Source organism: Kitasatospora sp. NPDC059747, assembly GCF_042732955.1.
GTDB lineage: Bacteria > Actinomycetota > Actinomycetes > Streptomycetales > Streptomycetaceae > Kitasatospora.
On sequence record NZ_JBHWGV010000186.1, the window covers coordinates 1 to 11,903 of the forward strand.

Consider the following 11,903-nt stretch of genomic DNA (forward strand, 5'->3'; position numbering starts at 1 on the left):
CCGCCGCCTCCGCGCCGGCGCCCGCCCCCCCCCCCCCCCCCGCGGGGGGGGGGGGGGGGGGGGGGGGGCGGGGCCGCGGCGGGGCGGGGGGGGGGGGGGGGGGGGGCCGGCGGGGGGTGTGGTGTGGTTTGGCGGAGGGGGGTCGTCGGGTGGGGCGTCGTGCGGTTTGGCGGACGGGGGTGGTCGGGCTGTGGGTGGGGGTTGGGGCGGGGGAGTCGGTGGGCATGGCAAAGGCTCCCGGTGGGGGCCGGGAGCCTTTGGGCGGTGCGGTTCAGGACAGGGGGCGGAGGGAGGCTCCGTTGGGGGTGGGGGTGCCGTTGGGGGCTCCGTTGGGGGTGGCGGGGGTGTCGTCGTGGACCTCGACGTTCTCGCGGCGGAGTTCGTCGTGGATGACCTCCTCCGCCGTGTAGCGCTCGACGACGAGGCGGACCCGCTCGATCGGGGCGAGGTACTTGCGGACCACCGGGCGCTCCTCGCGCAGGGTGACCTCCTCCACCGCCTCGGCGATCTCCTTCTCGGTGAGGGCCGCCCGCTCGGCGTCGCCCACCGGCATCCGCTCCACCCGGACGCGTTCGCGGACCACCGGGACCCGGCGCTCGACCTGCTCGCTCGTCACGTACTTGCGCAGCTTCGCCGTGCCCAGCACGTGCCACTCGGTGGTGATGTCCAGCCGCTCCTCGCGGCAGGTGATCTCGACCGGGCCGCTGGGGGCGGACGGGGCCTCGGTCGCCGGGGCGGCCTGCGGCTTGGGCTGGACGGCGGGCTGGGCGACGGGGGGTTGGGCGGTCGTGGTCGCGGCCGCCATCGGGGCGGCTGTCGGCGCGGGGGTGCTGAGGGTCCGCACGTGGGCCTCCGTGGCGGTCGTGGTGGGAGCGGTGGTGAGGGTGGTCGTGGTCATGGGGGCGACGGTCGTCGTGGTGGCGGCCGCGGTGGTGCCGAAGTCGAGGTCGGGCTGCGGCGGTCCGGCGTCGCCGTTCACCGGCCGGCCGTTCACCGGGGTGTCGAGGCCGTAGTAGCGGTAGAGCTGGAGCTCCTGGGCCGGCGACAGGTGCTGGCCGACGCCGAAGTCCGGCGAGTCCTTGACCAGCGACTTGTCGTACGGCACGCGGAGCTCGTCGCCGGAGAACTCGCTCGTGGTGAGCGGGACGAAGGCGTCCCGGCCGAAGATGCCGGTGCGGACGGCGGCCCACTCGGGCTGGCCGGTGGCGTCGTCCAGGTACACCTCGTCGACCGTGCCGATCTTGTCTCCGTTGCGGTCGACCGCCTTGTGGCCGATGAGGTCGCGGGGGTCGATATCGGTTTGCACTCTTTCCTCCAGTGCGCTGCGCCTGCGGAACTCCCGCAGGACGGCGGCCGGAGCAGCCGTGCCGTCCGCCACTTCACACCAAAAGCCATCAACCGGACGGCCGCGAGCGGGGTGCGTCCGGACGGGCTGCGGGGTGGGCCGTTCGGGGGACGCGCGTAGACCCCGGGTGACCGGACACACCCGTGATCGAACGGGCTCCCGCTGGTACCCTGGGCCGCGACCGCCGAGCCCGCTCGGGAGAGTCCCCGAAGGCGAAAGCCGCTGGCCGGGGCGCCGAAGGAGCAACTCCTCCCCGGAATCTCTCAGGCATCCGTACCGTGTGGGATAGGTCACTCTGGAAAGCAGGGCAGGACCGCCGGCGAGGGAGCCGACGGCCACCACCCTCACCGACGGTGCAAGCCGGCGGAGCGCCCACAGCGCGCCGCGCGGGCGAAGCTCTCAGGTCCCGATGACAGAGGGGGAGGCCTGTCGGGTCCGCCCGCCACCAGGCCCACCCGCTGTCCGCAGCGGTGCAGGCCGACCGGCGTGCGTACCCCCGCCGGTCCGTGACCAGGAGGCCTCGACCACCATGAACGCCCAGTCGAACGCGGGACGCCCGAGCGGCGCCGTCACCCTCACCGAGCTCGAGCAGGCCAGCCCCTTCGAGAACCGCCACATCGGCCCCGACGCCGCCGCGCAGGAGAAGATGCTGGCGCAGGTCGGCTACGGCTCGCTGGACGAGCTCGCCGCCACCGCCGTGCCCGAGGCGATCCGTTCCATCACGGGTCTGGACCTGCCCGCCGGCCGCAGCGAGGCCCAGGTCCTCGCGGAGCTGCGCGAACTGGCCGGCCGCAACCAGGTGCTCCAGCCGATGATCGGCCTGGGCTACTACGGCACCTTCACCCCGCCGGTGATCCTGCGCAACGTCCTGGAGAACCCGGCCTGGTACACCGCGTACACCCCGTACCAGCCGGAGATCTCCCAGGGCCGCCTGGAGGCGCTGCTCAACTTCCAGACCCTGGTCTCCGACCTGACCGGCCTGCCCACCTCGGGCTCCTCGCTGCTCGACGAGTCCACCGCCGCCGCCGAGGCGATGGCGCTGGCCCGCCGCGTCACCAAGGTCAAGGGCGGCGTGTTCCTCGTCGACGCCGAAACCCTGCCGCAGACCGTCGCGGTGATCAACACCCGCGCCGTGCCCACCGGTGTCGAGGTCGTCGTGGCGGACCTCTCCGAGGGCATCCCGGCCGAGATCGCCGAGCGCGGCGTCTTCGGCGTGCTGCTCCAGTACCCGGGTGCCACCGGTGTCGTGCGCGACCTCGCCCCCGTCATCGAGCAGGCCCACGGCCTCGGCGCGATCGTCGCGGTCGCCGCCGACCTGCTGGCGCTGACCCTGCTCAAGTCGCCCGGCGCGCTCGGCGCCGACATCGCCTGCGGCACCTCGCAGCGCTTCGGCGTGCCGATGGGCTTCGGCGGCCCGCACGCCGGCTACCTGTCGGTGCGCGCCGAGTACGCCCGCTCGCTGCCCGGCCGCCTGGTCGGCGTCTCCGTCGACTCGGACGGCAACCGCGCCTACCGCCTGGCGCTGCAGACCCGCGAGCAGCACATCCGCCGCGAGAAGGCCACCAGCAACATCTGCACCGCCCAGGTGCTGCTCGCCGTCATGGCCTCGATGTACGCCGTCTACCACGGCCCGGACGGCCTGGCCGACATCGCCCGCCGCACCCACCGCTACGCCGCCGCCCTCGCCGAGGGCCTGCGGGCCGGCGGCGTCGAGCTGCTGCACGGCGAGTTCTTCGACACCGTCACCGCCGTCGTCCCGGGCCGCGCCGCCGAGATCGCCGCCGCCGCCCGCGCCAACGGCATCAACGTGTACCAGGACGGCGAGGACCGGATCTCGGTCTCCACCGACGAGACCACCACCCGTGAGCACCTGGCCGGCGTCTGGGCCGCGTTCGGCGTGCCCGCCGTCGAGGCCGCCGAGACCGCCGAGGCGCTGCCCGCCGCGCTGCTGCGCGAGGACGAGTACCTCACCCACCCGGTCTTCCACAGCCACCGCTCGGAGACCGCCATGCTGCGCTACCTGCGCCGCCTGTCGGACCGGGACTACGCGCTGGACCGCGGCATGATCCCGCTGGGCTCCTGCACCATGAAGCTCAACGCGACCACCGAGATGGAGCCGGTGACCTGGCCGGAGTTCGGCCAGCTGCACCCGTTCGCGCCGATCGACCAGGCCCAGGGCTTCCTGACCCTGATCCGCCAGCTGGAGCAGCAGCTGGTCGAGGTCACCGGCTACGACGCCGTCTCGATCCAGCCGAACGCCGGTTCGCAGGGCGAGCTGGCCGGCCTGCTGGCCGTCCGCGCCTACCACCACGCCAACGGCGACACCCAGCGCGACGTCTGCCTGATCCCGTCCTCCGCGCACGGCACCAACGCGGCCTCCGCCGTGATGGCCGGCATGCGGGTCGTCGTGGTGAAGACCCTCGTCGACGGCGACGTGGACGTCGAGGACCTGAAGGCCAAGATCGAGAAGCACCGCGACAGCCTGTCGGTGCTGATGGTCACCTACCCGTCCACCCACGGCGTCTACGAGACCGAGATCACCCAGATCTGCGCCCTGGTGCACGAGGCCGGCGGCCAGGTGTACGTGGACGGCGCCAACCTGAACGCCCTGGTCGGCCTCGCCAAGCCGGGCAAGTTCGGCGCGGACGTCTCGCACCTGAACCTGCACAAGACCTTCTGCATCCCGCACGGCGGTGGCGGCCCGGGCGTCGGCCCGGTCGCGGTGCGCGCCCACCTGGCGCCGTACCTGCCGAACCACCCGCTGCAGGAGGAGGCCGGCCCGGCCACCGGTGTCGGCCCGATCTCGGCGGCGCCGTGGGGCTCGGCCGCGATCCTGCCGATCTCCTGGGCGTACGTCCGCCTGATGGGCGGCGAGGGCCTCAAGCACGCGACCCAGGTCGCCGTGCTGAACGCCAACTACATCGCCAAGCGCCTGGCCCCGCACTTCCCGGTGCTCTACACCGGGCCGGGCGGGCTGGTCGCGCACGAGTGCATCATCGACCTGCGTCCGCTCACCAAGGAGACGGGCGTGACGGTGGACGACATCGCCAAGCGCCTGATCGACTACGGCTTCCACGCGCCGACGATGTCGTTCCCGGTGGCCGGCACGCTGATGATCGAGCCGACCGAGTCGGAGGACCTGCACGAGATCGACCGGTTCTGCGACACGATGATCGCGATCCGCGCCGAGATCGACAAGGTCGGCTCGGGCGAGTGGGCGGCCGACGACAACCCGCTGTGCAACGCCCCGCACATCGCCGCCACCCTGGCCGGCGACTGGGCGCACGGCTACTCGCGGCAGGAGGCCGTCTTCCCGGCGGGCGTGAACCCGGCGGACAAGTACTGGCCGCCGGTCAGCCGGATCGACGGCGCGTACGGCGACCGCAACCTGGTCTGCTCGTGCCCGCCGCTTGACGAGTACGGCGTCTGAGCCGGATCCGGCAGGCGTGAGTGGCAGGGCCCCGGCGGTGCGTTCGCCGGGGCCCTGCCCCGTTCTCGTGGACTGCCCCCGCTGATGGTGCGTGCGTACGGTCGGACCGCGGGTCAGGCCGCGGGTCGGACTGCGGGTCAGGCCGCGTGGGCGACCGGGCGGCGCGGTGCGATCACCCGGCCGTCGGGCAGCAGCTCTCCGGTGTCCTCGAACATGAGGACGCCGTTGCAGAGCAGGCTCCAGCCCTGCTCCGGGTGGCAGGCCACCGGGACGGCAGCCTCGCGGTCCTCGGACTCGGCCGACGGGCACTCAGGACGGTGCTGGCACATGCGTACCCTCGCTTCGCTCTGCGATCCTCCCCGTGGGGCGGCCGCCGACGGCGAGCCGTCGGGAACCGCCGCGCAGTCGGATCCTGTCCGCGCGCCGACCAGGTGTTGAGCGGCGCTCAAGTGGGTAGGACAGGTGGTCCTTCCACGCTGGTTCCCAGTGTCGGCATCTGCGGACGTGCGCGCAGCGATTTGGTGACATGCGCCACAACTCCCGCGCAGAGATCACCCGTTCAGGTGGGGCTGGTGGCGAAATACGCACAGACGGGTCAGGCGCAAGGTGACCCATCAGGGCCATGGACGGTGACCCGTCCGGGTGGGTGAGAGGTCCGGAGAGCCCTGGGGTCGGGGGTGTCGCCAGGGGTGTCCGGGTCAGGAGGTGCCGAGGAGCAGCGGCTTGGCGAGGGGGGCGCGTGCGAGCAGCGGGAGGAGCTCGGCGGCCGGGTACGCGCGGTGCGCGGTGACGCCGAGCGGGGCCGGGGCGAGCGGGATCAGGAGGTCGGCGGCCGGGCCGGTGTCGGGGCTGTGCAGCCACAGCGCCGTCGCGTACTGGCCGGGGAAGGTCAGCAGGCGGGGCTGGTGGCGCACCCGGGAGCCCTGCGCGAGCTGCCAGGCCTGGCGCAGCGCCCGGACCGTGGAGTCCAGGTAGGGGCCGGCGGTGAAGTGGGAGAAGGTGTGGCCCTCGATGTCCAGCACCACTTCGGCGGCGGCGGCCACGTCGGCGCCGTCCTTGATCAGGAAGCGCCAGCCCGTCCGGCGGGCGGCGGTGAGCTCGGGGTGCGGGCCGTCCAGGACGTGGACGGCGAGCGGGTGGGCGGGCAGCAGGGGGCCGGCCGGATGACGCAGCGCTGCGGCGGCGGGCTGGCGCAGCGCGGTCTCCGAGTCGAGTGCGGCGAGGACCGCGCGCAGGGCGCTCGGTGGGGGTTGCGGGGTCTGCAGTGTCATGGCGAGGTCGCCTCTCCGTGTGAGATCGGCGTGCGAGTGCGGCATACCGGCGTGGCGCGGTGTGTCAACGGTGACGGGACCTGGCCGTGTCCGGTTGTGCAGGATCGCGGAGCCGGCGCGGTCGCCGCCCTCGACGAGGGCCTCGGGGCGGGGAGCGGACCGGCCGGAGCGCAGTGCGAATTCTATCGAACAGGTGCGCAGGGTGACCTGTTTATCACAGGCGGTGGCGCCGGGCAAGTCGGCAGATACTCTGAATAGTCGTCAGTTTCCTTGCATTGCAAGCCAGTACACGCCTTCGGGTATCGATCTTCCGGGCGGGCATGATGTCTGGCACGGTCGGTCGGCCGGTGGCTCAGGAGGAGGGGACCATGGGCGAGAAGGTCGTGGCGACGCGTGCGGATCTGGCGGACCGGCAGCTGTACCGACGAAAGCTCCAGGCCTGCCTCGACGCGCTCGGGCGGATGCTGCAGGAGGACCGCTTCGACCGCCCGCGCGCGGTGATGGGCGTGGAGATCGAGCTCAACCTGGCCGACGAGCAGGGCCTGCCGGTGATGCGCAACGCGCAGGTGCTGAGCTCGATCGGCTCCAGCGACTTCCAGACCGAGCTCGGCCGGTTCAACATCGAGGTGAACATCGCGCCGCACCGGCTGGGCGGGCACGTCTTCGAGGAACTGCGCGAGGAGATCGACACCGGGCTGCGCTACGCCGACCGGCGGGCGGCCGAGGCCGGCGCGCGGATCGTCATGGTGGGCATCCTGCCGACGCTGGAGCACGACCACACCGGGCTGGACGCGATGTCCCACAACCAGCGGTACAGCCTGCTGAGCGACCAGATCCTGGCCGCCCGCGGCGAGGACATCTCGCTGGACATCGAGGGCGTCGAGCGCCTCCAGCTGGAGTCGATCACCATGGTCGCGGAGGCGGCGGCGACCTCGCTCCAGCTGCACCTCCAGGTGACGCCGCAGCGGTTCTCCTCGGTGTGGAACGCGGCGCAGGCGATCTGCGGGCCGCAGCTCGCGCTGGGCGCCAACTCGCCGTTCCTGTTCGGGCGGGAGCTGTGGCGCGAGACCAGGCCGGTGCTGTTCCAGCAGGCCTGCGACACCCGTACGGCGGAGCTCAAGGCGCAGGGCGTACGCCCGATCACGTGGTTCGGCGAGCGCTGGGTGGACTCGGCGTACGACCTGTTCGAGGAGAACCTGCGCTACTTCCCGGCGCTGCTGCCGATCTGCGACGACGAGGACCCGCTGAAGGTGCTGGCCTCCGGCGGCGCGCCCCGGCTGGCGGAGATGCGGCTGCACAACGGGACGATCTACCGGTGGAACCGGCCGGTGTACGACGTGAGCGGCGGGGTGCCGCACCTGCGGGTGGAGAACCGGGCGCTGCCGGCCGGGCCGACGGTCGCCGACACCCTGGCCAACGCGGCCTTCTACTACGGGGTGGTGCGGGTGCTGGCCGAGCAGTCGCGGCCGGTGTGGACCAGGCTGCCGTTCGACCGGGCGGACGAGAACTTCCGGCAGGCGGCGCGGTACGGCGTCGACGCCGTCTTCCAGTGGCCGCGCTCGGGCCGGGCGGGGCGCGGCGGCGGGCTGACCACGGTGTCCGCCGTCGACCTGGTGCTCGGCGAGCTGCTGCCGATGGCCTACCAGGGCCTGGACGCGTGGGGCGTGGAGCCGGCCGACCGGGACCGCTACCTCGGGATCATCGAGCAGCGCTGCCTGCGGCGGACCAACGGCGCGGCCTGGCAGAGCGCGACCTTCCACCGGCTGCGGGAGCGGTACGGGATGGACCGGCCGGCGGCGCTCGCGGCGATGACCCGGCGGTACATCGAGCACATGCGGGGCGGCGAGCCGGTGCACACCTGGCCGGTGGGGTAACGCCGTGGCCGGGGGTCGCAACGCGGTGGGGTAGCGCCGTGGCCGGGGGTCGCAACGCGGTGGACCCGTCCGGCCACGGCACCAGTGCCCGCCGGCCGGATCGCGCGGCCGCTGTGTCAGGATGATCGCCCCGGTGGTCGGCCGACGGCCGGAGGCCTGATCGCCGCACTGGAGCCCGCCCGTGACCACCGTCCCGACCGAACCGGAGACCGCCCGGCCCACGCGCCGGCTGCTCGGTGCCGAGCTGCTGATCGTCCTCGGGCTGTCGCTCGGGGCCAGCGGCATCAGCGCGGTCATCGACTTCGCGGGCTCGCTCACCGCGCCGCTCTCGCTCGGCCAGCAGGTCGCGACCCTGAACGGCTCGCGGGCGCCCGGGCGGCCGTGGCTCGACCTGACCTGGCAGCTCTACTACATCGGGCGCGGGCTGATGCCCGTCGTCCTGGTCGGCTACCTGCTGGTGCGCGAGGGCGCGGCGCTGCGCGTGCTCGGCTTCGACCTGCGGCAGAAGCTGCGCGACCTCGGGCGGGGCGCGGGCGTCGCCGCCGCGATCGGCGGGTCCGGGCTGCTGCTGTACCTGGCGTCCCAGGCGGCCGGGTACAACCTGACGGTGGCGCCGTCGGGGCTGCCGGACGTGTGGTGGCGGGTGCCGGTGCTCGTCCTGTCCGCGTGGCAGAACGCGATCCTGGAGGAGGTCGTCGTCCTCGGCTACCTGCTGCGCCGGCTCGGGCAGTTGGGGTGGTCGTGGCCGGCGGCGCTGGTCGCGAGTTCGGTGCTGCGCGGCTCGTACCACCTGTACCAGGGCGTCGGCGGGCTGGTCGGCAACATGGTCATGGGCGCGGTGTTCTGCCTGGCGTACCGGCGGTGGGGGCGGGTGATGCCGCTGGTGGTGGCGCACGCGCTGATCGACACGGTGGCCTTCGTCGGGTACGCGCTGCTCGCCGGGCACGTCAGCTGGCTGCCTACTCCTTGAGTCGGCTGCCCACCCCTTGAGCCTGCTGCCTACCCCTTGAGCGTCAGCTTGCTCTGGGACCTCGGCGGGCGGGCGAGGAGCCGGTCGACGTGGCGGCGTTCCAGGCCCTGGCCGGGGTCGATGGGCAGCAGGACGCGGTCGCGGCGCCACAGTGAATTGCGCACCAGGCGCTGGGGGATGACATCGTCCATCCACGCGAACGGGCGGCCTCCGGCGTAGCGCAGCAGTGGGGCCCACTTGCGGGACGAGAACAGTTGCATGAGGGGGACGCGCGGGTCGCCGGGCTGCGGGACGTAGCCGGTGAAGCGGACGAAGGGGAGCTCGGGCAGGCCGATCGCGGGGGAGATGTGGGTGTTGGCGTGCTCCTCCCAGGTGGTGGCCCACACGAGTTCGTACGTGTCGGCGAGTTCGCGCAGCCAGTCGCCGTGGCGGGCGGAGAGCAGGACCGAGTAGCCGAGCAGGGTGTGGGCGTCGAACCCGGCGTCCGGGTGCGGGCAGACCGGGTTGAGGACGCCGTCGACGTCCAGGAACAGCAGAGGCTTCGGCACCAGTGGCCCCCCAGGTGGTGGTGAATGACTCACCTGGTCGGACGAACCGCGTGCGCCGGTGGTTGCGCACCACCTGGCGGACGCAGGGCGCACGCGGGGCGCAGGGGGCGCTCGCGGAGCCGGGTGCGGGGGTCACCCGAGGTGGCCCCGGAGGAAGCTCAGGGTGCGGCGCCAGGCGGTGCGGGCCTGGAGGGCGTCGTAGGTGCCGAGCGGGTTCTCGTCGTTCATGAAGGCGTGTCCGGCCGGGTAGAAGTGGATCTCCGGGCGGATGTCGGTGGCCTCGCCGATGCGGGTGGCGGCCTCGTCGACGGCGGACATCGGGATCGAGCGGTCGTGCTCGCCGAAGTGGCCGAGGACGTGGGCGGTGAGGCCGCGGTAGTCGAAGTCCGGGTCGGGCGGGAGGCCGTAGAAGGGGACGGCGGCGGCCACCTTGTCGCCCGCGCGGGCGGCCAGCAGCAGCGCGAAGCCGCCGCCCATGCAGAAGCCGACCACACCGACCGCGTCGCCGACGACGCCGTCCAGGGCGAGCAGGTGGTCGACGGCGCCGGCGAGGTCCGTCACGGCGTGCTCGACGGGCAGCTCGCGCTTGAGGCGGGCGGCTTCGGCGCCGTCGTGGGTCGTCGCGCCGCCGTACAGGTCGGGCGCGAGGACGGTGAAGCCCTCGGCGGCGAAGCGGTCGGCCATCGTGGCGACGTGGGTGGTGAGGCCCCACCACTCCTGGACGAGGACGAGGCCGGGGCCGACGCCCTGGGGCGGGCGGGCCAGGTAGCCGTGCGCGGTGCGGCCGTTGCTCGGGAAGGTGAGGTTCTGCCGGGAGCCGCCCTGGTCTGGCATGGCTTCCTCTCGGTGGGTCGGGCCGCGTGCGGCGGTCGTCCTGCGGCGGTCGTCGGGTGGGGACCGTTGGGGGGCGTCGGTGGGGGTCGGGGTCAGCCCATTTCCTCCAGGGCGCGGCCCTTGGTCTCCTTGATGCAGAAGGCCACGAACGGGATGGAGAGCAGCGCGAAGGCCGCGTAGATCACGTACGTCGCCGAGAGGTTCCAGTCGGCGAGGTCCGGGAAGCTCACGGTGATGGCCCAGTTGGCGATCCACTGGGCGGAGGCGGCCACGGACAGGGCGAGGGCGCGGATCCGGTTGGGGAACATCTCGCCGAGCAGCACCCAGACCACCACGCCCCAGGAGAAGGCGAAGCAGAGCACGAAGACGTGCGCGGCGACCAGGGCGACGGTGGCGTGGGTGTTGTCGAGCGTCGCAGTGTCGCCGGTGCCGTGCCGGTAGGAGAACGCCCAGGCGGCGGTGGCGAGCGCGAGCGCCATGCCGATCGAGCCGGCGAGGGCGAGCGGCTTGCGGCCGATCCGGTCCACCAGCACCATCGCGATCACCGTGCCGATCACGTTGACGATCGAGGTGGAGAGGCTGATCAGCAGCGAGTTGGACTCGTTGATGCCGACCGACTGCCACAGGAGCGACGAGTAGTAGAAGATCACGTTGATGCCGACGAACTGCTGGAACGCCGAGGCGCCGATGCCCACCCAGACGATCGGCAGGAGGCCGAAGCGGCCGCCGAGCAGGTCCCTCAGGCGCGGCTTGTGCGCGGACTCCAGCACCGCGCGGATCTCGGCGACCCGGGCGTCCAGGTCGACGTCCTCGCCCTCGACCTCCTTGAGCACCTTGCGGGCCTGCGCCTCGCGGTGGTCGGCGATCAGGAAGCGCGGCGACTCGGGGATGGCGAGCGCCATCAGGCCGTACACCAGCGCCGGGATGGTCTCGACGCCGAGCATCCACTGCCAGGCCTGGACGCCGCCGAGGTGGCCGGTGGACTCGCCGCCGGCGGCCTGGTTGAGCGCCCAGTTCGCCAGCTGGGAGACGGTGATGCCGAGCACGATCGCCATCTGCTGGAACGACGCGAGCCGGCCGCGGTACGCGGTGGGGGCGACCTCGGCGATGTAGGTGGGGGCGATGACGGAGGCGATGCCGATCGCGACGCCGCCGACCACGCGCCAGGTGGCGAGCACCTGGATGCTCGGCGGGAACATCGAGCCGAGGCCGCTGATCGCGAAGAGCGTCGCCGCCAGCAGCATCGTGCGCACCCGGCCGAGGTGGTCGGCGAGCCGGCCGGCGGCCACCGCGCCGGCGGCCGAGCCGAGCAGCGCGATGGCCACGACGAACGCCGTCTCGCCGTTGCCCACCCCGAAGTGCTTCTGGATGCCGGTGACCGCGCCGTTGATCACGGCGCTGTCGTAGCCGAACAGGAAGCCGCCCATCGCCGCGGCCGCGGAGATGAACACGACGTGTCCGAGGTGGGCCTCTCCGGCGGTGGACCGGGTGTTGGTTGTGGACACGCGCGCTCCCCGAGGTGGACGGGCCCCCCCCGCCGGGGCGGCGGGCGGCCGGGGCCCCCCGCGCCCCCCGGCCGGCGGGGGGGCGGGGGGGGTGAAACAAAACCACCACCCCCCACCCCACACACA

The 11,903-nt window shown here is 73.1% G+C and carries 9 protein-coding genes, 1 pseudogene and 1 riboswitch; of the genes and pseudogenes, 3 read left to right on the plus strand and 7 right to left on the minus strand.

Features of this window, described 5'->3' with window-relative positions; genetic code table 11:
* Positions 1 to 271: 271 nt before the first annotated feature.
* Positions 272 to 898 carry a YsnF/AvaK domain-containing protein gene (locus ACFV4G_RS41095; RefSeq protein WP_380448339.1) on the minus strand — a complete coding sequence of 209 codons (627 nt, stop codon included), beginning with the start codon at positions 896 to 898 and terminating at the stop codon, positions 272 to 274.
* A gap of 27 nt (positions 899 to 925) precedes the next feature.
* A pseudogene (locus ACFV4G_RS41100) lies at positions 926 to 1,306 on the minus strand (PRC-barrel domain-containing protein); the annotation flags it as partial.
* 224 nt (positions 1,307 to 1,530) lie between these two features.
* A riboswitch (glycine riboswitch) is annotated at positions 1,531 to 1,634 on the plus strand.
* A 240-nt stretch (positions 1,635 to 1,874) separates the two neighbouring features.
* Here ACFV4G_RS41100 and gcvP point away from each other — a divergent pair.
* Positions 1,875 to 4,775, plus strand: coding sequence for an aminomethyl-transferring glycine dehydrogenase (gcvP, locus tag ACFV4G_RS41105; RefSeq protein ID WP_380448329.1), 2,901 nt, complete (start codon positions 1,875 to 1,877; stop codon positions 4,773 to 4,775).
* 137 nt (positions 4,776 to 4,912) lie between these two features.
* Here the strand turns inward: gcvP and ACFV4G_RS41110 are convergent, their stop codons facing one another.
* Positions 4,913 to 5,104, minus strand: coding sequence for a DUF5999 family protein (locus ACFV4G_RS41110; protein WP_313766696.1), 192 nt, complete (start codon positions 5,102 to 5,104; stop codon positions 4,913 to 4,915).
* Between the two features lie 369 nt (positions 5,105 to 5,473).
* Positions 5,474 to 6,046, minus strand: a complete 573-nt coding sequence (locus ACFV4G_RS41115; protein WP_380448330.1) for a hypothetical protein — start codon at positions 6,044 to 6,046, stop codon at positions 5,474 to 5,476.
* Between the two features lie 368 nt (positions 6,047 to 6,414).
* Here ACFV4G_RS41115 and ACFV4G_RS41120 point away from each other — a divergent pair, with 368 nt between their 5' ends.
* Positions 6,415 to 7,920: a glutamate--cysteine ligase gene (locus tag ACFV4G_RS41120; protein ID WP_380448332.1), complete on the plus strand. Its 1,506-nt coding sequence runs from the start codon at positions 6,415 to 6,417 to the stop codon at positions 7,918 to 7,920.
* A gap of 181 nt (positions 7,921 to 8,101) precedes the next feature.
* Entirely contained in the window at positions 8,102 to 8,890 is a 789-nt protein-coding gene (locus ACFV4G_RS41125; RefSeq protein WP_380448333.1) for a CPBP family intramembrane glutamic endopeptidase, read from the plus strand.
* 29 nt (positions 8,891 to 8,919) lie between these two features.
* Here the strand turns inward: ACFV4G_RS41125 and ACFV4G_RS41130 are convergent, their stop codons facing one another.
* The 3 genes from ACFV4G_RS41130 to ACFV4G_RS41140 all read right to left on the minus strand — a co-directional run bounded on the left by ACFV4G_RS41130 (position 8,920) and on the right by ACFV4G_RS41140 (position 11,777).
* Positions 8,920 to 9,438: an HAD domain-containing protein gene (locus ACFV4G_RS41130; RefSeq protein WP_380448335.1), complete on the minus strand. Its 519-nt coding sequence runs from the start codon at positions 9,436 to 9,438 to the stop codon at positions 8,920 to 8,922.
* 132 nt (positions 9,439 to 9,570) lie between these two features.
* On the minus strand, positions 9,571 to 10,272 hold the full coding sequence (locus ACFV4G_RS41135; RefSeq protein WP_359974977.1) for an alpha/beta fold hydrolase: 702 nt from the start codon (positions 10,270 to 10,272) through the stop codon (positions 9,571 to 9,573).
* Between the two features lie 92 nt (positions 10,273 to 10,364).
* Complete coding sequence (locus ACFV4G_RS41140; protein WP_380448337.1) at positions 10,365 to 11,777, minus strand: sugar porter family MFS transporter; 1,413 nt, start codon at positions 11,775 to 11,777, stop codon at positions 10,365 to 10,367.
* Positions 11,778 to 11,903 lie beyond the last annotated feature (126 nt).